The 19,600-nt window shown below is 69.9% G+C and carries 20 protein-coding genes; 15 read left to right on the top strand and 5 right to left on the bottom strand.

From position 1 onward, the window contains the following. Positions 1-138: 138 nt before the first annotated feature. Genes ACQUFX_RS26650 through ACQUFX_RS26635 form a run of 4 tightly spaced genes read left to right on the top strand, consistent with a single transcriptional unit; the run spans position 139 to position 7,440 of the window. Entirely contained in the window at positions 139-2,745 is a 2,607-nt protein-coding gene (locus tag ACQUFX_RS26650; protein WP_428962972.1) for a BTAD domain-containing putative transcriptional regulator, read from the top strand. Further along, positions 2,742-3,644 (top strand): DUF2637 domain-containing protein, encoded by a 903-nt coding sequence (locus ACQUFX_RS26645; protein WP_428962971.1) that lies wholly within the window; start codon positions 2,742-2,744, stop codon positions 3,642-3,644. Before ACQUFX_RS26650 ends, ACQUFX_RS26645 begins: the two co-directional genes overlap by 4 nt. A 28-nt stretch (positions 3,645-3,672) precedes the next feature. Further along, a complete protein-coding gene (locus tag ACQUFX_RS26640) occupies positions 3,673-5,514 on the top strand; it encodes an Hsp70 family protein (protein ID WP_428962970.1) in 1,842 nt (613 codons plus the stop codon). Positions 5,515-5,565: 51 nt separating this feature from the next. Continuing rightward, positions 5,566-7,440: an AfsR/SARP family transcriptional regulator gene (locus tag ACQUFX_RS26635; RefSeq protein WP_428962969.1), complete on the top strand. Its 1,875-nt coding sequence runs from the start codon at positions 5,566-5,568 to the stop codon at positions 7,438-7,440. Between the two features lie 25 nt (positions 7,441-7,465). Here ACQUFX_RS26635 and ACQUFX_RS26630 read toward each other — a convergent pair whose 3' ends face one another. Continuing rightward, positions 7,466-8,782 (bottom strand): IS256 family transposase, encoded by a 1,317-nt coding sequence (locus tag ACQUFX_RS26630; RefSeq protein ID WP_428962968.1) that lies wholly within the window; start codon positions 8,780-8,782, stop codon positions 7,466-7,468. A 246-nt stretch (positions 8,783-9,028) separates the two neighbouring features. Here ACQUFX_RS26630 and ACQUFX_RS26625 point away from each other — a divergent pair, with 246 nt between their 5' ends. The 9 genes from ACQUFX_RS26625 to ACQUFX_RS26585 all read left to right on the top strand — a co-directional run bounded on the left by ACQUFX_RS26625 (position 9,029) and on the right by ACQUFX_RS26585 (position 15,620). Next, positions 9,029-9,808, top strand: a complete 780-nt coding sequence (locus tag ACQUFX_RS26625) for a transposase family protein (RefSeq protein ID WP_428967093.1) — start codon at positions 9,029-9,031, stop codon at positions 9,806-9,808. A 282-nt stretch (positions 9,809-10,090) separates the two neighbouring features. After that, the gene (gene selD / locus ACQUFX_RS26620; RefSeq protein WP_428967092.1) at positions 10,091-11,095 is read left to right on the top strand and encodes a selenide, water dikinase SelD; all 1,005 of its coding nucleotides are present in this window, start codon (positions 10,091-10,093) and stop codon (positions 11,093-11,095) included. Further along, a complete protein-coding gene (gene selA / locus ACQUFX_RS26615) occupies positions 11,092-12,387 on the top strand; it encodes an L-seryl-tRNA(Sec) selenium transferase (RefSeq protein ID WP_428962967.1) in 1,296 nt (431 codons plus the stop codon). The genes selD and selA overlap by 4 nt, the downstream gene beginning before the upstream one ends. 128 nt (positions 12,388-12,515) lie before the next feature. Continuing rightward, positions 12,516-12,758 carry a hypothetical protein gene (locus ACQUFX_RS26610; protein WP_428962966.1) on the top strand — a complete coding sequence of 81 codons (243 nt, stop codon included), beginning with the start codon at positions 12,516-12,518 and terminating at the stop codon, positions 12,756-12,758. Between the two features lie 289 nt (positions 12,759-13,047). Continuing rightward, positions 13,048-13,440: a hypothetical protein gene (locus ACQUFX_RS26605; protein WP_428962965.1), complete on the top strand. Its 393-nt coding sequence runs from the start codon at positions 13,048-13,050 to the stop codon at positions 13,438-13,440. 14 nt (positions 13,441-13,454) lie between these two features. Next, complete coding sequence (locus tag ACQUFX_RS26600; protein ID WP_428962964.1) at positions 13,455-14,036, top strand: MauE/DoxX family redox-associated membrane protein; 582 nt, start codon at positions 13,455-13,457, stop codon at positions 14,034-14,036. Next, on the top strand, positions 14,036-14,629 hold the full coding sequence (locus ACQUFX_RS26595) for a hypothetical protein (RefSeq protein ID WP_428962963.1): 594 nt from the start codon (positions 14,036-14,038) through the stop codon (positions 14,627-14,629). The genes ACQUFX_RS26600 and ACQUFX_RS26595 overlap by 1 nt, the downstream gene beginning before the upstream one ends. A 38-nt stretch (positions 14,630-14,667) precedes the next feature. Beyond that, positions 14,668-14,940 (top strand): hypothetical protein, encoded by a 273-nt coding sequence (locus ACQUFX_RS26590; RefSeq protein WP_428962962.1) that lies wholly within the window; start codon positions 14,668-14,670, stop codon positions 14,938-14,940. A gap of 71 nt (positions 14,941-15,011) precedes the next feature. Then, complete coding sequence (locus tag ACQUFX_RS26585; RefSeq protein ID WP_428962961.1) at positions 15,012-15,620, top strand: hypothetical protein; 609 nt, start codon at positions 15,012-15,014, stop codon at positions 15,618-15,620. On the opposite strand, the gene ACQUFX_RS26580 is transcribed toward ACQUFX_RS26585, so the two are convergent. The 3 genes from ACQUFX_RS26580 to ACQUFX_RS26570 are packed head-to-tail and all read right to left on the bottom strand — an operon-like array spanning position 15,610 to position 16,869. Then, the gene (locus tag ACQUFX_RS26580) at positions 15,610-15,966 is read right to left on the bottom strand and encodes a S26 family signal peptidase (protein ID WP_428962960.1); all 357 of its coding nucleotides are present in this window, start codon (positions 15,964-15,966) and stop codon (positions 15,610-15,612) included. The genes ACQUFX_RS26585 and ACQUFX_RS26580 overlap by 11 nt on opposite strands. Next, on the bottom strand, positions 15,967-16,551 hold the full coding sequence (locus ACQUFX_RS26575; protein ID WP_428962959.1) for a hypothetical protein: 585 nt from the start codon (positions 16,549-16,551) through the stop codon (positions 15,967-15,969). It abuts the gene before it with no gap. Further along, positions 16,552-16,869 (bottom strand): integrase core domain-containing protein, encoded by a 318-nt coding sequence (locus ACQUFX_RS26570; RefSeq protein ID WP_428967091.1) that lies wholly within the window; start codon positions 16,867-16,869, stop codon positions 16,552-16,554. A gap of 381 nt (positions 16,870-17,250) precedes the next feature. Here ACQUFX_RS26570 and ACQUFX_RS26565 point away from each other — a divergent pair, with 381 nt between their 5' ends. Together ACQUFX_RS26565 and ACQUFX_RS26560 are read left to right on the top strand one after the other, a co-directional pair. Further along, on the top strand, positions 17,251-17,727 hold the full coding sequence (locus ACQUFX_RS26565; protein ID WP_428962958.1) for a glycine-rich domain-containing protein: 477 nt from the start codon (positions 17,251-17,253) through the stop codon (positions 17,725-17,727). Between the two features lie 12 nt (positions 17,728-17,739). Next, entirely contained in the window at positions 17,740-18,567 is an 828-nt protein-coding gene (locus ACQUFX_RS26560; protein ID WP_428962957.1) for a phosphotransferase, read from the top strand. Positions 18,568-18,790: 223 nt separating this feature from the next. On the opposite strand, the gene ACQUFX_RS26555 is transcribed toward ACQUFX_RS26560, so the two are convergent. Then, positions 18,791-19,600: a thiopeptide-type bacteriocin biosynthesis protein gene (locus tag ACQUFX_RS26555; protein ID WP_428962956.1), complete on the bottom strand. Its 810-nt coding sequence runs from the start codon at positions 19,598-19,600 to the stop codon at positions 18,791-18,793.

Here is a 19,600-nt window from a genome sequence, read left to right as displayed (position 1 = left end):
TTACAGGCGGCGTGACCTGGGAGTGTGAGGTCGTGTAAGGCGCTGTGAGGTTCTGTGAACCGCCGATGTCGTCTCCGCACGCTGGTGCGGACCTAGCGTTCCCCGCACACACCCGCCCCGGCTGTGAGGGAGAACGTGATGGGCACCCCGACGCCCGGCCGCACCGGAAGGAACCTGACCACTCTCATCCTGATCGGCGCGCCCGTGACACTGTGGCCCGCCACCGGCCTTCCCGGCCCACGGCTGCCCACCGGCCCGCAGGTGCGGGAGTGGATCAGCGAACCGTTGACACCCGGCTTCCTCGCCGCGCTCGCGGTCACCGTGGCGTGGATGCTGTGGGGGCTCCTGGCCGCCGAGATGGCTACTCACCTGCAGGGCTGGGCTCGCCGCAGGTTGGGGCGGATTCCCCGGTTTCGGGTACCCGGACCGCTGCAGGGCCTGACCGCGGCGTTGCTCGGCGCGACTGTGGTCACCGCCGCCACCGGCGGCACCTCGTCGGCCGCCCTCAGCGCCGCCGCCGACACCGCTACCCCACCGTCCCCGCAGCGCGACGAGTCCCTGCGGGACGCCGGTCCATCCGTCGGACCTGACCGGGATGGTTCGGAGAAGCAGGGCACCGTGGTGGTCCGGCGGGGCGACACGCTGTCCGGGATCGCCGCCCGGCGTCTCGACGACCCGGACCGGTGGCGCGACATCTACACCATCAACCGTGGCACCCGCTTCCACACCGGCGGCGCCCTCACCGACCCCGATGTCATCCACCCCGGCTGGAAACTGCGCTTGCCCGCGTCGTCGACCCGCGTGGTGGCACCTGGCCCCGCCGTTCCCGCACCCGACTCGTCCAGCCCTCGCTCCGGGCCGGCGCCCTCACCCGACGCCAGCGCCGGTCCGTCCGCCGGACCGGCAGCGACCGACACCACCACGACGCCGGAGCCGCCGCTGTCACCTGTCCCTGACCTGTCGTCGCCAGCCTGCGACACCCCGTCCCGCCCCACCAGCGGCCAGTGGATCGACGAGGCTGTGGCCGCAGCGGTGCTGGCCGCCGTCGCGGCCGTCTGGGCTCACCGCCGGCACCGCTCCCGCGTCTTGTCCCCGTCCTCCCGCCGCGACGACCCGAACCTCACCCCGATGCCCGCCGTCGTGGCCCGCCTCCGCCGTGCCTTCCGCCCCGACACTGCCTCACCCGCCCTCGCCGCCGACGGCGATCCGACGACCCCGCCGCATGAGCACGAGACCGGGCCCAAACTGCCGGCAGCGCCAGCTTCTGGCCAGCCGGTCATCGGGTGGTGGCCGGCCGCCGGGATCGGGCTCACCGGTCCCGGCGCTGATTCCGCCGCCCGTGGATTCCTCGTCGCGGCCCTGTCCGCCGGTGTCGACGACCCCCATGCCCGCGGCACCGTCGTCACCACCCGCGCTGTCCTGACCCGGCTCCTCGGCGCCGCCACCGTCGAGTCGGCCCGTCTGGTCGTCGCCGACGACGCCGCGCAGGCCTTGGCGGTCATCGACCAGGCGATCCTGGCGCGGACCAGGGCGTGCCACGACGCCGACGTCGACACCGTCCCCGACCTGCGCCGCGCCGACCCCACGGCCGGACCACTACCCCCGGTCCTGTTCCTCACCGACAGCGCGCAGGCTGAGCTCGCCGCGCTGCTCGTCCAAGCCCACCACCTCGACATTCACGGTGTCGTCCTCGGGGACTGGCCCGCCGGCGTCACCCTCACCGTCGCCGACGACGGCACCCTCACCGGGGAGCTTCCGCTCGACGTGGACCGGCTCACTGTTGTCGACCAGGCCGACACCGTCGACCTGATCACCACCCTCGCCGAATCCCACGGCATCGGCGTCGAACCGCCGCCGCCTCACCCCGCCACCGACGGAGCACCCCCACCCGCCGAAGAGCCCACCCCGCGGTCCGACCAGGCCGGAACCCCACCACCGGAGCTCACCTCGCCACCCGATGCCGACGACAGCCCGCGACCCGCGACCCGTGGGCCCGTGACGATCACCGTCCTCGGGCAGCCCGCCATCACCAGTGACCAGCCACCTCGCCCGCTCCGCGCGAAGGCCCTGGAACTCCTGGTCTACCTCGCCGTCCACGACGGCACCGCCACCACCGAAGCCATCCTCGACGACCTGCTGCCCGACGCGCCCGCCCGCACCGCCGGACACCGCCTCCACACCTACGTCTCCGCCCTACGCACGGCGCTACGCCACCACGGCGGCCCCGGCACCTACCTCACCCATCCCGCCCACCGTTACACCCTGAACCCCGACCTGCTCGACATCGACCTGTGGCGCATGCGGAACGCGATCCGCGCCGCCGACCACGCCACCACCGCCCACGACCGCGTCACCCACCTCCGCCGCGCCGTCGAGGCTTCCCGGAGGCCGCTGGCCGACGGCTGCGACTACGACTGGATCGAACCGCACCGCGAGGCCGTCCGCCGCCAGAGCATCGACGCCACCCTCGCCCTCGCCAACGCGCTCGACGGCCGACCAGCCGAGCAGGTCACCATCCTCACCACCGCCATCGCCCAGCACCCCCACACCGAGTCCCTCTACCAGGCCGCGATGCGCGCCCACGCCGCACTCAGCCAGCCCGACGCGGTCCGCGCGCTCCGGCGCGATCTCACCCGCCGTCTCGCCGACATCGACACCGAACCCACCGACGCCACGCTCGCCCTCGCCGACCAGCTCACCGCCACCCACCCGGGGGCGGGAATCTCGAGCGGAGGTGTCGCGTGAGCCGCCCGACCGGCCCGGTCATCCCCGCCGGCCGGCTGCGACGGCTGCGGTGGGCCGTCCGCGCCACCCTCACCCTCGGGATCACCGCGTCCATCGCCGCCAACATCCTGCACGCCCAACCGAATCCCATCAGCCAGATCATCGCCGCGTGGCCGCCGCTGGCCCTCTGGCTCACCGTGGAACTCATCTCCCGTGTCCCTACCCACCGGCGGTACCTGCACTACACGCGGCTCGCCGCCACCGCCGTCATCTCCGGCATCGCCGCCTGGGTGTCCTACTGGCACATGGTCGGCGTCGCTGCCCGGTACGGGGAAACCCAGGCCGCCGCCGCGTACCTGCTGCCTATCAGCGTCGACGGGCTGGTCATCGTCGCCAGCATCAGCCTCGTCGACCTGACCGCACGTGTCCGCGCCGCTGCGCCCACCACGGGCGGCGCGGAACCGGCCGCGCCACCTGAGTCGGCGCCCACCCACCGGCCGGCCCCGGCCCCGGCCAGGCCGTCACCGCCCGTACGCCCCGTCCGCCAGCCGGACCCCCCAGCCCCGCCCGCGCCAGCGACCACCGCGAACACCGACACGGCCCCGGACAGCAGCCGGGACAACGACCCGCACACCACCAGTCCCCCAGGTGAGGACGCGCGCGGCGCCGCCGACAGGCGATCCACTGCGGAGGCTGTCCGCTGGTGGCACCAGCGGGATCCGGCGCTGCACCCGGCGCAGATCGCTGACCGGATCGGCCGATCGGAACGCACCGTACGCCGCTACTGGCCACCCACCAGCACGCCCGCCACCTCCCCGTGCCCGCCCAGACGAGCGACGGACGAGCGGAACCTGGCTCCGACGCCCCGAGGCGGCGGACATCCTGCGAGCGTCGCGGAGAGTACATCAGAGGTGACGTGAGGATCTTCCTCATGTTTGACTGATCTCTATGCGATCGGATCAGGCGACGCTGGCGATCGACTACGGCGGGACCATGACCGTGGCGGTCGTGACGTGGCCCGACGGCCGGTGGACGCCGGTGACCTTCGACGGCGTGCCGGCGATGTCGAGCGCCGTGTTGGCGGCCGACGGTGGCCTGGTCACCGGAGAGCAGGCCTGGCAGACCGCCGCAAGCCAGCAGCACCGCTTCGTCCTCGCCCCCGGCCGGTCGGCCGAGCAGCAGGTAACGGTGGACGGCCACCAGATCGAGGCGACCGACCTCGTCGCGGCGACCCTACGACGCGCCGCCGACGAGGCCCACCGGGTGGCCGGGGGACCGGTGCAGGACGTGCGGCTGGTGGTGCCGGCCGGGTGGGGTCCCCGGCGGCGCACCTGGATGCGGCACGCCGCGCACCGCGCCGGCCTGGGACAACCCCGCCTGGTGGAGGCACCGGTCGCGGTGGCCGAACACCTGGTCGCGACCGGTACCCGGATGCCGGTCGGCGCGTACCTTCTCGTCGTCGATGTGGGCGGTGGGGCGGAAGCGACGGTTCTGCGTCGGGGTCCGGCCGGGTTCGAGGTCCTCGCCACCCTCGCCGACCCCGCCGCCGGTGGGGACGCCATCGACCACGCCCTCGCCGCTGTCCTCGGTGACGCTGACGGTGCCGGTTGGGGGTGGGCGGCGAGTGTCCGGACGGCGAAGGAGAACCTGTCCCGGCACTCCGCGATCACCGTTCCCCGGCCCGACGGGACGGCGGTGGTGGCCACCACCGCGCAGCTGGAGGAGGTGGCACGGCCGGTCCTGGACCGGGTGGGGCAGCTCGCCGTCGACGTGGTCGCCGCCGCCGAACTCACCCCCACCGACCTGACCGGCGTGTACCTGGTCGGTGGCACGGCCCGCCTGCCGGCGGTCGCCGCCGTCGTCGCCGACCGCACCAGCCTCACCCCCCAGACTGTCGAGGACCCGGTCCTCGCCGCGGCGTGCGGGGCGGCCGGGGCGCAGACTGCCGCCACCACCGCCGACGCTGCCGGGGCGGTGGGGGGTGAGTCTGTGGTGCCGCCGGCGGGGCGGACCCTGGGCATCGGGGTACCCGGCCTCGCGTCCCTGGTGATGATCACGCAGATGCTGGTCACCGTCGAGTACGGCGGCGTCTACCCCAACAACTGGGCGCAACCCTCCTGGGGACAACTCGCGATGGCGGCGCTGTTCGCGATGACCGCCTGCCTGTCCGCCGGCACCATCCTCGGCTCCCTCGCCGCCACCCACAGCACCAACACCCTGGTCGGGTCGCGGGCGGGAACGGTGAGCATCGGCATCCTGTCCGCCGTGTCCCTCGGCACCGCCGTGGCCAGCCTCTACGCCGTGGTCGCCGCCCAGTACCTGCACATGGAGACCGGACCGCTGCTGCGCTGGGCCCTGTGGCCCATCGCCCCCATCGCGGTCCTCGCCCTGATCACGGCCGTGGTCGCCGCCCGGCAGTGGCGCACCCCACCCGGCGGCTGGTCCGCCCTACTCGCCTTCCCCGTCAGCTCGGTCGCGGTGGCCGGGACCGGCATGGCCCTGCTGCAGTACTCCGTCACCGCCGACCGGCTCCCCGACCGGCTGCTGTGGATCGACCTGACCGGCCGCGCCGGCGGCCTGCTCCTCGGCCTCGGCGCCGTCATGGCCCTCCTACGCCCCTGGATCCTGCGGCTGATCATGGGCGGACCCCTGATCGTGATCACCACCGCGATCGCCGCCTACCGCACCATCGGCATCCTCGCCGCCATCTACGCCACCGCCGTCACCGCCTGGTGGATCTACCGCCTCTGGACCCGACTCGTCCGCACACCCCCAGCCCATGCCCCCTAACCAGCCGAGCAGAAGCTGCCATTCCGTCACCCACCGGCAGGGGTGTGACCGGTGAGATGGCCCCAACGGGTCGCGACCGGAGCCGCGCTCACCGCCGTGCTAGCCGGCCCACCCCTCGTCCTCGTCCGCACCGTCGGCTGGCCACTGCCCACCCGTATCACCGCCGACCAGGCCCGCACGTGGATCCGCGAACCCCTCACCGAGGACACCCTCATCGCCGGCATCGCCGTCCTCGCCTGGATGTTCTGGCTGTTCCTCGCCAGCCTCGCCACCCGCGCCGCCCTCACCCGAGCACAGGCGGCCCTGCGGCGGGTACGACGGATGCCGCTACCGACGCCGATGCAGGCCACCGCCACCGGCATGGCCGGCGCCGCCGCCATCTGGACACCCACCACCCCCGCCACCGCAGCACCCGCCGACGCACCCCCAGCCACCACCAGCAGCACCGGCGACCACCACACCACCCCGGACCAGGCCCACCCCGGCGTCGAGGTACCCGGCGGGTGGATACCCGCCGACACCGCCCAACTCATCGCCGCCGCCGCAGCCCTGGTCTGGCTCCGCCGCCGACGCGACTACCGACCCCAACCGCCCGGCACCCGCACCGACACCGACCTCACACCACTACCCACCACCGTCACCACCGTCCAGACCGCCCTCGCCACCGCCCCCACTCCGTCCTTGATGGGGCCGGCGGTGGAGTTCCCGGACGGAGGAGTCGGCCTCACCGGGCCCGGAGCCGCCGACGCCGCACGCGGCATCCTCATCACCACGCTCCTGCAGGCCCTCCGTGGCGCCGGACGATCCGTCACGGTCGTGACCAGCCGCGCCGACCTCCACACCCTCCTGGGCCCCGGCCTCCCACCACTGGACGGCCTGCCGGGACTCACCGTCACCGACACCCTCGACGAGGCCGTCACCATCGCCCGACAGGCCACCGACCCCGACGGCCCGCAACCGCTGCTCCTCACCCACCTGCCCGCCCACCCCACCACCCGAGCCCCACTCACGACGGGCCTCGCTCAGGCGAAGGCCGTGCTGATCGGCACCTGGCCACACCACCCCACCTGGCACATCACCCCGGACGGGCACACCCAGCACCGAGAAGACGGCACCAGCGGGCGGCTATGCGTCCTGAACGCCACCGCGGCCCTCGACCTCCTCACTGTCCTCGCGCCCACCACCCCGCCCGCCGTCGCCGTGCCCCGACAGCAGCCCCCCACACCCGCCCCGCAACCCCCGTCACCCGGCCGCAAGCCGCTCACCCTGTACGTCCTCGGCGAGGTCACCCTCCACTTCCACGACACACCCGTGCCCATCCGCCGCAGCGCCGCCCTGCAAACCCTCGTCGCCCTCGCCGTCCACCCCGACGGCGCCACCACCCGAACCCTCGCCACCGCCATCTGGCCCGGCCTCCCACCCACCACCACCAGCCGCCGCCTCTACACCACCCTCAGCGAACTCCGCACCACCATCACCACCACCACCAACCTCGACCCCATCGAACACACCGGCGACCGATACCGCCTCAATCCCCAGCACATCGACACCGACCTATGGCGACTACGCACGGCGGTCGACCACGCCGCCAACACACTCACCGACCGCCCCATTGCTGTCCAAAGCGTTATCAACCACTACACCGGCGACCTCGCCACCAGTCACACCTGGCCCTGGCTGGCCCCCTTCCGGGAAGCCACACGCCGCCACGTACTCGACGCCCACATCGCCCTCGCCGGCACCACACCCGAGCCCAGCAGTCGCCTTCTCCTGCTGCAAGATGCCCTCCGAATCGACCCCTACAACCAGCACCTCCACCACCTGGCCGCCGACGCCCTCACGGTGCTCGGCAAGCACCACGACGCCAACGCGCTCCTCACCCGTTACCAGCAACGACTCGCCGCCGCCGAGGGGCTGTCAAGTTAACGGTGTAACTGGGGTTGGTTGATGTCTACTTGCGGCCGGCGGAGAGGCGTCCGTCGAAGGTGATGTCGAAGGCGTTGAGTGCGCTTTTCCAGCGGGTGGCCCAGCGTTTGCGGCCTTGCCCGGTCGGGTCCAGGCTCATGACGGCGAGGTAGACGCACTTGAGGGCGGCTTGCTCGTGGGGGAAGTGTCCGCGGGCGCGCACGGCGCGGCGGATGCGGGCGTTGACGCTTTCGATGGCGTTGGTGGAGCGGATGATTCGGCGGATCTCGGCGTCGAAGGCCAGGAACGGCACGAACTCGGCCCAGGCGTTCTCCCACAGCTTCACGATCGCCGGATACCGGCCGCCCCATGCCTCGGCGAACTCGAGGAACCGTTCGGTGGCGGCGGCCTCGGTGGGTGCGGTGTAGACCGGTTTGAGGGCCTTGGCGATGGCGTCCCAGTGCTGGCGGGCGGCGTAGCGGAAGGAGTTGCGCAGCAGGTGCACCACGCAGGTTTGGACCACGGTGCGGGGCCAGACCTGCCCGATGGCCTCCGGTAGCCCGGTCAGTCCGTCGCAGACGGCCATGAGCACGTCGTCGACGCCCCGGTTCTTGAGTTCGGTGCAGATCTGCAGCCAGAACTTGGCGCCCTCGCCGCCGTCGCCGGCCCACAGACCGAGGATGTCGCGGGTGCCGTCGGCGGTGACCGCGAGAGCGACGTAGATCGGCCGGTTGGCGACCTTCCCATCCCGGATCTTGACGTTGATGGCGTCGAGGAACACCACCGGGTAGACCGGATCCAGCGGCCGGTTCTGCCACTCGGCCATCCCGTCCATCACCTTGTCAGTGATCGTGGAGATCGTCTGGCGAGAGACCTGCGCGCCGTAGACCTCGGCCAGATGGGCGCTGATCTCACCGGTGGTCAAGCCCTTCGCCGACAGCGACAGCACCAGGTCCTCCACCCCGGACAACCTGCGCTGACGCTTACGGACGATGGCCGGCTCGAACGAACCCGCCCGATCCCGCGGCACATCGATCTGCACCGGCCCGACATCGGTGAGCACGGTCTTGGACCGGCTGCCGTTGCGGGAGTTGCCGGAGTTCGCCCCGGCCGTGTCGTGCTTGTCGTAGCCGAGGTGGTCAGTGATCTCACCATCCAGCGCCGACTCCAGCACGATCTTCGTCAACTGCTGCAGCAGGCCACCCTCGCCGGACAGCTGCAGCCCCTGCTCACGGGCCTGGGTCACCAACTGCGACACCAACGCCGGATCGACACCCCCCGGCGTCGTCTTCGTACGCGGCCGCTTGGCCGTCTCATCACCGGACACAGCGGCAGTGTCCACCGCATCAGTCGTGATCGTCATCAGGTGCTACTCCCTTGATCGGAGTTACACCGTTGTTTTTACAGTCCCCCCGCCGAGCCGCAATAGGTAAGTCAAGCGCTACCGGCGATCCAGGATCACCGAGCTGGCCGCGCTCACCCAGGGAGCGGGCCAGCTGCGGAAAAGAGGATTGCCTCACATGGCCGGTAACCGACATCCCGCTGGGATTTCCGAGAGCTAAGGGACGTCTCGCAACTCGGTGGCTGGTCCATGGTGGATCATGTCGGGGTGCAGGTGATCTCGGCAGCCCGCCAGGAGTGGATCTTCCCGTTCACCGGGCTGCAGCCCGCCCAGTTCCGCCGCCTCGTCAGGTTGGTCGCCGAGCGTGGTGGTGACGCGATCGCCGATGGCCGGCCCGGCCGGCCGTGGTCTCTCAACCTCGCCGACCGGGTGCTCCTGGTCGCCGCGTACTGGCGCACGAACCTGACGATGCGCCAGATCGGCCCGCTGTTCGGGGTGTCGCACTCCGCCGCGCACCGGGTCATCGACACCGTCGGCCCCCTGCTCGCCCTGACGCCGGGGCGACGGCGTCGGGTCGAGCAGATCACCATCGTCGACGGCACGCTCATCCCGACCCGGGACCACCGCCTGGCCGCCCCGAGCAAGAACTACCGCTACAGCACGAACCTGCAGGTCGCCATCGACGCCCACACCCACCTCGTCGTCGCCCTCGGCGACCCCCAACCCGGCAACCGCAACGACACCATCGTCTACCGCACCAGCGGCATCGACCAGAAACTGGCCGGACGGCCGGTCATGGCCGACGGCGCCTACCGCGCCAACCCCGACGTGATCATCCCCTACCGCACACCCGCCGACGGCAGCGAGCTACCCGAGTGGAAAACGGACCTGAACAAGCACCACCGCACCATCCGAGCCCAGGTCGAACACGCCCCGGCCCGCATGAAGTGCTTCAAGATCCTCCGCGACTACCGCCGCGCCGCCCACACATTGACCGACACCGCGTCCGGCATCGCCCACCTCCACAACATCATCCTCGCGGGATGACACCAACACCGTTGCCAGGCAACGCCATCACCGAGTTACGAGACATCCTTTAGCCTGAGGCGCCAGAGCGAGCCATCGCGTCCCCTGCCAGCAGGGATTGACCGCGCGCTCGAAGCGTAAGCCCTGGCGCGTTAGGGCTAAGATCTATTTCTATATGGAGGCTTTTGAGTTCCTGGCGGTCGCCGCCTTCAAGCGGCTGGGCCTGGCTTAGTCTGGCCGGCAGGTTCGATTCCTCTCGGTCTCCACCCGAAGACGGCCTATGGGGGCGATACGTCAATGGATATGGTCGAGGAGCCGCTACGCCTGACCCGGTATGCCCGCGGCGGTGGCTGTGCCTGCAAGATCCCGCCGGGCGAGCTGGAGTCCGCACTGTCCGGGGTCTTCAGGCCGCTCACTGCGCCGGGTTACGAGCTGCTCGTTGGCCTGGACACCGGCGACGACGCGGCGGCGGTCCGGCTCTCCGGCGACACTGCGATCATCGCGACCACCGACTTCTTCACACCGGTCGTTGACGACCCGTACGACTGGGGCCGGATCGCCGCCGCAAACGCCCTGTCCGACGTCTACGCGATGGGTGGCGACCCGATCCTGGCCGTCAACCTGCTGGCCTGGCCGCGTGACCTTCTGCCGACGTCGATCGCGAGCGAGGTGCTGCGCGGCGGCCACGACATCGCCCAAGAGGCCGGCTGTCATCTCGCCGGCGGGCACAGCATCGACGACGCCGAACCCAAGTACGGGATGGCGGTCACGGGGATCGGCGACGCCCGCCGGTTGCTGCGCAACGACGCCGGACGGGCGGGAATGCCGCTGAGCCTGACCAAACCGCTGGGCATTGGCGTCTTGAACTCGCGACACAAGGCAACCGGCGACGCCTTCCCGGCTGCGGTCGCCGCGATGACCACCCTGAACCGGGATGCCTCTCACGCCGCTCTGCGCGCCGGGGTGACCTGCGCGACCGACGTGACCGGCTTCGGCCTGCTCGGGCATTTGCACAAGCTCGCCCGCGCCAGCGGGGTGACGGCGGTCGTCGAAGCGGCTGCGGTGCCGTACCTGGACGGCGCCAGGGAGGCCGCCCGGGACGGATTCGTCAGCGGAGGCAGTCGCCGCAACCTCGACTGGGTACGGCCGCACACACGTTGGGGTGCGGGTGTCCCTGAACTGGAGCAACTGCTGCTCGCCGACGCACAGACCTCCGGCGGCCTGCTGATTGCGGGGGAGATACCCGGAGCCACGGTGATCGGCGAGCTGGTTTCCGCTGACGGCCAGCACACCCTAGCCGTCGGGTGACCGACGACCCACGTCGGCGCATCCCCCGCACCGACATTCTGCTCGCCGATCCACGGCTGTCCGAGGCACACCGGATGTTCGGCGCCGATGCCGTGAAGCAGGCGGTCCGAGACGCCCAGCAACGGGCACGAGCCGGCCAGCTCAATCCCGACGACGTCCTGCCCGCCGCGCTCGCCGCCCTGCCGGCGGCCCCCACGCTGCTGCGCCGGGTCATCAACGCGACCGGCGTGGTGCTGCACACCAACCTCGGCCGCGCGCCATTGTCAGCGGCGGCCGTCGAGGCGGTCACTGCGGCCGCCGGCTACGTCGACATCGAGTACGACGTGGCCACCGGTACTCGTGCTCGCCGCGGCCGCACCGCCCTCGCCGCCTTACGGGCCGCAGTGCCCGACGCTGGCGATGTGCACGTGGTCAACAACGGGGCAGCCGCGATCGTGCTGGTTGCCACAGCGCTCGCGGCGCGAAGGGAGATCGTCGTCGCTCGGTCCGAGATGGTGGAGATCGGCGACGGCTTCCGGCTGCACGAGCTGCTGACCAGCACCGGTGCCCGGTTGCGCGAGGTCGGTGCCACCAACCGGGTGCACCTACGCGACTATGCCGACGCCGTTGGCGCGCAGACCGGATTCATACTCAAGGTCCACCCCTCGAATTTCCGGATCGAGGGCTTCACCTCGACGGTCGGCGTAACCGAGCTGGCCGGACTGCCGGTCCCGGTGGTCGCCGACATCGGGTCCGGGCTGCTGCGCCCGGAACCGCTACTGCCCGATGAGCCGGACGCCGCGACCTGGCTACGCGAGGGCGCGACGGTCGTCACCGCGAGCGGTGACAAGCTACTCGGCGGCCCGCAGGCCGGGCTCCTGTTCGGTGGCCGCACGGTGATCGAGACACTGCGCCGCCACCCTCTCGCCCGAGCGCTACGCGTCGACAAACTCACCCTCGCCGCGCTGGAGGCGACCCTTCGCCGGCCCGTCACCCCCACAGCCTCAGCCCTGCATGCCGACGAGCGGGGACTGCGGGAGCGCGCCGGCAAGCTAGCAGCCCGCTTGGTCGCGAGCGGCATTATGGCGACGGTGACGCCCAGCGACGGCGTCGTCGGTGGCGGCTCGGCACCGGGGCTGCGGCTGCCTGGCTGGGCTGTCCGGCTCTCGCCCGGACTCGCCGAGCCGCTGCGCCACGGCGTCCCATGTGTGGTCGGCCGGATCCACGACGGCTACTTCCTGCTGGACCTGCGCTGCGTCCCGCCAGTCGAGGACAACGCTGTGGCGGAGGCCGTGGAACGCGCATGTTCGTGATCGCACCACGGCAAGTCGACGCTGGTGCGGGTGTTGACCGGCATGGAAGCGGACCGCTGGGCGGAGGAACACCGCAGTGGCATGACCATTGACCTCGGTTCGCATGGACCACCCTCGGCGACGAGCGTATGACCCCGTTCGTCGACGTGCCCGGCCGTCAGCGGCTCGTGTTGAACATGCTGGCGGGTGCCGGGCCGGCGCGAGGAACTTTTGCCATCCCCGTCGCCGAGGAACTCGCACGACACCGTTTGTCCCAGCAGCATCTGGGGGCTGCGGTCACTGCGGGCCTGCTCTGCCGTGTGGCCGACGATGTCTGCCTGCTGCCTGACACGCCGGTCAAGGCGGTGCGTCGACTCATGGGGATTGAGTAGCCGTTCACCGTCAGCCAGGGCACGTGTTGTGTGGGGCACCAGCCGCCGTATGGCGGTGCCGCCTAAAGTACCTCAGCTCTCCCGGACGCTACCTGCGGCATCGGGGCCACGCACGGCGTTGTCCGTTGACAGGCCAGCATGATCGTTTCAACGGTGGCCCAGAGGAGCCGGTGCGGCTGGAGTACCAACGAGCAAGAATTCTCCTCAGATCACGAATAGATCGACGCGAGTGGTTGCCCTGTAAGGGCTGACTGACCTAGCGTGACGGGAAATTGACGGGGGTGTTGATATGTCGAGGAAACTTCCGGGCTTTGGGCGGCGTGGTGTTCTGCTTGCTGGACTCGCCGTCGGCGTCGCGAGCGCCGTCAGGCCGGCCGCTGCCGAGGCCGCGACAACCAAGGGCGGGCTCGCCGATGTGACGGGCGGATCGATCGAGCGGCTGAGCGTCCGAATGCGCGACACCGGCAGGGTGCTGACGGTACCGACCGTGGATTTTCCCGAGAGCTGGACCTTCCAGACCGGTGACACCGTCTGCGTCACCACGGCCAACGACGGCACGAACATCTTGGTAGCCAAGCCTTTCCTACGGGTGATCGACCAACCGGACCGGCGCGACGTGTTCGTCTTCAACCGCGACACAGGGGCACGCCGCGCAGCGATCGCGACCCGCGCGCGCCGCTGACAGCGAAGCACCCGATGGACATCCTTCTCGCGGCCTTCCGGGTCGTTGCAGTCGTCGTGTTCGCTATCAGCGCGCTGGGAAAGTTGCGTGCCCCAGAGGTATTTCAAGGCGTACTCGCGGATCTGGGGCTGGCGCGAGTGCGTCTGTGGTGGCTCCTGATCGTGGGTGCCGAACTGCTGACCGCAGCGCTGATGGTCAGCCCGGCTCCGTCCTGGTTGTCCGCAGCCGCCGTGCTCACCCTGGCTGCGGTGTTCGCCGCAGCAGGCGTGCGGGCCATGCGGCTGCCCCGACCGGTTGTTTGTGCCTGCTTCGGCGACATTGGCCGTCGGCCGCTGGGCCGGCCGCAACTGCTGGCTCTGCCGCTATGGACGGGGCTTGCTGCCGGGGTGCTCAGCTGGCAGCCGGCCTCGGTGGATGAACGCACGGCCGTACTGGGCACGGCCATCCTGATCGCCCTCGCTGTTCAAGCCACACCTCTGGTCCTGTCGCTGCGGCGTGCTCGCGCCGATCGCCTGGCCACCACCGGTGGTGCCACCTCGGGCATGCTCGAGAACGGTGACCAGGCGCTGACCTTCGTGAACCTCAGGAGCTCCTAGTGCTGGTCTGGATCGTGCTGGTCGCGTTCGCCGCCGCTTTCGTCCTGGTCTTCGGCGCCCTCGTCGAGATGCTCCGCACGCTGGAGCAGCTCCGGATCGAGTCCGGCATCCTGGACTCCCTGACGCCAATCGACGTCCCAGCCGGGCCGGCGGCGCTGACGGCGGCGGGCCTAACACCGTTGCTGGCCGACCGGCCACGAGCCATCGTGCTCGTGCTGTCGGACATGTGCGTCACCTGCCGCAAGCTCGCGGAACGGATCGCCGGCGGCCTGCCTGACGACGTGTGGCTGCTCTTTGAGCCCAAGACGGTGCAGACCGGAGAGAAATGGCTCTCCCAGTACGGGCTCGGATCGGATCCCCGTCTGCTCATCGACCCCGACGGTCGGCTCGCGGCGGCACTCCAGATGCAGATCAGCCCCGCCGTCGTACGCATTCGCGATGGCGGCGTGGTCGCGGCTCACACCCTGCCGTCGCCACGGCGCCTAGAGGAAGAACTCCGCTGGTTGCGTGGCGGAGGAGAGGACCGACCGATGTACGGCCACATCCCGGACACCATCCGATTCAGCACGACAAAGGCGGAGGCGAGTTCATGAAGGTTCTGGAAGCTACTCGCGGATGGAGCCGGTACGGCGTGCGTACCGTCGAGATCATCGCCCGGCTTACCGGCCGCGGCTACGTTGCCGAGGCACAGCCGGTCTGCTGCAACCTCGCCCTGCCGGACACCAACTGCCCCGGTATCGCGCCGAACGTCACCTGCCCGTCGGGATACGTCATGAGGGAGTGGGCCTGCTGCTACACGTCAAGCCATCGGGTCTGGGGCTGCATCGAGTGCACCAAGGGCGATAGTTGCTGGAACGGGACGTTTGCCTGCTCCGACTACTACCCGACGCAGTACACATGCTGATCGCAACGCTGATCGGAGTCGCGCTCACCGTCGGTGGGGCGGCGCAGTTCGGCAGCCCTTGAGGCCTGTCGATGCTGGGCCAGGCCCAGTCGCCGCTGGTCAGCGGCGATCGCGCAGGCAAGCTCCTGAGGCATCGATGGCTTGCCTTCCTTACCGGTGGGTTGATCGCGGGTAGCGTGGTTCCCGCCCTATTCGTTGCCCTCGCGGCCTCGTTGCTGGACGTCACCGGCGTACCCATGGAGATCAGGTCCAGCGCGCTGCTCGGTGCGCTGCTGGTGTTCCTCGCCTTCGATGTTGCTGCAGCCCGGCGGGGAGGACCCTCCTGGCTGGGCTTTTCCCGCCAGACTCCGGCGCGGTTCGGCCACACCTTCAGGCGCGCGGACAACACCGCTCTCGTCTGGGGGCTGGACATCGGCACCGGGGTATCGACGTTCCGGATGACCTCGGCGACGTGGCTGGGCCTCGCGGCGGTGTTCCTCGGCCTCGTTCCCGCTCTAGTCAGCCTCTTCTACGGGATCGGGCTGGCCGTCATCCTCGTGGTGTACATCCTCCGCAAGGGCGACAGCCCCGTCCTGGAGTCACTGCCCCGCCACATCCTGGTATTGCACGGGTTGCAGAAGCTCTACATCATCGTGACCGCAGCGCTGGCCCTCGTGCTGGCTGTCACGGTCATCGCTTAACCGCGAGCACCACCCGCGCACGGACGCGCGACGACGCGACCCACCCCCAGGCGCGGCTATCGACGGTGCCCACCGGATTGTCACCGACCAGCCAGAGGACACGACCGCGTTGCTGGGCCGAATCGACCCGCTTGACGACAAGTCCTGGCCCGAACGGGTCACGTATGACGACGACGTCGCCGGGCGAGATTCGACCAGCCCGGACCCCCAGCGCCAGCGTTCCCTCGGGCAAAGCCGGTTCCATCGACGGGCCTTCGACCCGGTACAGCCCCGGTCGCGTGCGGAGCAGGAAGACGACCGCAGTAGCCACGGCAGACGCGACGAGCCAGCGTGTCGCGGTACGCATCTACTTGTTCCCCGAGCACGACGCACCGATCGGCACCATGAACTCCCACCAAGGACCGCCGTCCACGGACACCTTGCCGCGCACACAACCGGCCGACCGCACCCAATAGCCGCCGGCGAACGCCAGCCACTCACCCGGCTGATCGCAGGCGTCTACCCGTACGTGCGAGCTAGGCATCGCTGGCGTGCCCCAACCGAGCCACGCCTTCCCGACCTGCGACTCATCGATCAGCAACTCGACGGCGTGGCCGCGACGGACCAGCAGACCGGCCTTGGCGAAGAGCACTTCAGGGCCAATCTCCTCCTCTGTGCTCGGCTGGGCCTGGAGCATCCGCGTCCCAGGAAGCGCCACTGCATCGGCAACGACGACGAACTCTGCATCAGGTACCTCCGCGCTACCGACCGACTCGGTGCACGGGACAACGTGTGCCCGGCTCGACGAGGACGGCGGCGCCGCGGTCGGCCGGCCACTATCGGATGGCGTTGTCCCGCTGGGCATCTCTCCACCGGCCGGCGCGCTGCCGGTGTCTGACGTGCAGGCACTCAGAAACAGCGTCAACATGACGACCGAGCTTTTGATCCGCATTCAAGCAGTCTCCCATTCTTCAAGCTCTTGACGAAATGATGTTGGGAATTCCTCGGAAGCGCGGAGGGTTGTTGAAGCTGCCCGAGCCCGGCGGACTTGAGCGACGAAGCGTTCGTAGTCGACTGGTGACATGCCGTCGCAGGCGCTGTGGTGTCTACGGACGTTGTAGAAGTCGATGATCCAGGTGGCGGTCTTGAGTCGTGTCTCGGATCGGGTGCGGAGCCGTTGCCGGTGGACGCATTCGACCTTCATGGTCGAGTTGAACGCCTCGGCGGCGGCGTTGTTCAGGGCGCGGCCGACGCGGCTCATGGACTGCAGGACGCCGAGACGTTCGGAAATGCCGACGTGCAGCGGTAGTGACCACGCGAGGCGCCCCGGAGCTGTCCGAGTGGCGGGTGCGGGCTTGATGGGGCGGTTCTGTGTCGAAATTCAGTGTCGAGGATGTTCGACATCATGCCGGCTGGCGTTGAGTGGGGATGTCCGCAGCGAGTGTGGCCATGGTCGGTGAGCTGCGCGCCGGCCACAGGCCAGGGACCGAGGGTGAGGGGGCATGCCGAGGGTGAGGGGCCCGCCGTCCAGATCATCCCGCACATCAGCTTCATGATCGCTTCACCGAAGGACAGGCACGGACGCGGAGACCCCTTACCTCCGCACCCGCGCTAACCAGCGCCGCTGACCGCACAGGCTGAAGGAGAAGTCGTGACTATCACCGTAGACCAGTCGACCAGGACCGCCGCCGACCCCCGGACCCTCGTCGACCCCGAGACGTTCGGCAAGCTGGTCGACTACTTCGCCGCCGACCAGCACGTCACCCAGACCTACGCGGAGCGGGCCGTCGAGCAGTTCTGCGTGTTCCTGAAGGCGCACGCCGAGAACGTCGACAACCCGGAGTTCGGGATGCCGCTGCCGGACGGGACGATCGGCCGCGTCGTGCCGACCCTCCCGGTCGACGCGGTGTGGCACTCCGTGTTGCAGCACACCGTGCCGTACGCCGCCGCGTGCGAGCAGATCGCCGGCGGCTTCGTGCACCACATCCCCATCCTCACCGAGGGGATGATGGACGGGACCGCCGTCACGTTCACACTGGCAGCGCTCCACCAGACCGGCTACCGGGTGGACATGGAGTTCTGGGCCGGCGAGGCCGAGTCGTGCTGCCCGCCCAACCCGGGCAACTGACGGAGGAAACCTGTGCGACGTGACTGGACCACCCTGCCCGAGGCTGTGACGGCGCGCATCGCCGAACGAGTCGGCGGCATCATCGACGTGGACCCGGCTTCGAACGGCAACCACGCGGAGATCGCGTCGACCGTCACCGGCTCGGCGGGCAGGGCCTTCGTCAAGGCCGCTTCGGGTGACCTGGGCGTCCGGTCACTTCGCTTCGAGCTGGCGGCAACCAGCGCGATCACCGGGTACCCGCCTGACGTGCTGTGGCACTTCGAGTGCGGCGGCTGGTTGGTGGTGGGAGTCGAGCACCTGGACGGCTCCCACCCCGACCTGTCGCCCGGCAGCGCCGATCTGGACCTGCTGGCCTCCGCACTGAAGGGCCTTCAGGAAACGCCTGCCCCCGACGGCCGCTGGTTCACGCCGGCCAACCGGCTCGGCTTCGCCCATCCGGCGATGGAGGGCGGAACGCTCGTTCACTCCGACCTCAACCCCGCCAACCTGATCGTGACGACACGCGGGCTGCGCATCGTCGACTGGGCCTGGGCCACCAGATCGGCCCCCTGGGTCGAACTGGCGCTGCTCGTGCAGTGGCTCATCGGCAGCGGCCACACCCCGGGCCAGGCCGAGGAGTGGCTGGCCCAGTTCCCCGCCTGGACGGCAACCGACCGCGAGGTCCTGGACGATTTCGCCGACCGAAGCGCCTCGAAGTGGTCGACCAAGTCCCGCGAGAACGGCCAGGGATGGGTACACGATCTCGCGGCCTGGACCACCGAGTGGGCGACCCACCGAAGCCGCGCCTCCCCACCGCACAGCTCACTGCCCGAAGCCCCTGGCCTCGGCGCTGTTGGATAGCAACGCCTACGCCTATGGATACACGAAGACCGTCGGCAGGTCACCCGGCACCGTTGTCGTAGGCCTCGGACCGGAGGCTCATTAGCGGTTGATCCTTTCGATGCGTGGCCGTCAGCACGATAGTGCTCGGGGTCGGGCTCAGCACGGGCCGATCTGGGTGTTGCGCGTCGGTAGGCGTCTCACGTTGGCTGCCGGGGTGCCGGGGTGGCGGTTCGGAGGCGGGTTATCTCGTGGTGCTGGGCGGCGAGCCGGGACAGCGCCTCGGTCCTAAGGGTGGGGTGCGGCCGAAGATGGCTTCGGTGGCGGCGTGGGCGAGGGTGGCTTGGGTTGTGGCGGGGATGCCGATGCGGTTCCAGTGAAAGATCAAATGTTCTGTGATGACGGCGCGGAGTCCGCGTGTGAGTTTGCCTGTTTCGCGGAGGTGACGGAGGGCGGTGCCGGTGTTGTGGAACGCGGTGTGCCAGTCGCTGGTGGTGCGGGGTGTGCCGAGGTGCAGGTGACGGATCTTGTGGGTGAACGTTTCCCAGGTGTGAAGGTCGGGGGCCGGGGTTGAGTTCAGATGAGCGGCGCGGCGTTGGGCTATTCGGGCCCAGACGTCGCCTTGTTCGTTGAGGTCGAGTCCGGCGGCGCGCATGAGTGTGGTGCACAGGATGAGTGAGTGTTCTCGGCGGTCGGTGGGGTGGTGGTGGAGGTAGGTGAGGAGGTGGCAGCTGTCGTGGTAGAAGAGTTGGTGAGCGGTGGTAATGGCCTCGGGGCCGCCGAAGGCGTGGGTTTCGGGTTCGTAGATGTCGTCGGTCCAGGTGACCGTGTCCGTGAGCATGCGGTGTACCGGGTCGGGGCTGCGGTGCGGTGTGGTGGGTAGATAGCGGACGCGCCAGGGCCCTTTGCGGATGAACCACCACGAGGTGATGAGCCCGGCGGTCTCGGCGGCGGGGAGGACACGGCTCAGGTGGGGTATCGCGTGGCGTTCCCGGTCCTGGCGGCTCAGGCCGGGGTAGTGGATGGTCACGTGTCTCCAAGGGGTCTGCTCCAT

This window comes from Micromonospora fluostatini (assembly GCF_050410825.1).
GTDB classification, from domain to species: domain Bacteria; phylum Actinomycetota; class Actinomycetes; order Mycobacteriales; family Micromonosporaceae; genus Micromonospora; species Micromonospora rosaria.
The sequence above is the reverse complement of the archived record's forward strand: the minus strand, read 5'-3'. Positions and strand labels throughout refer to the sequence as shown.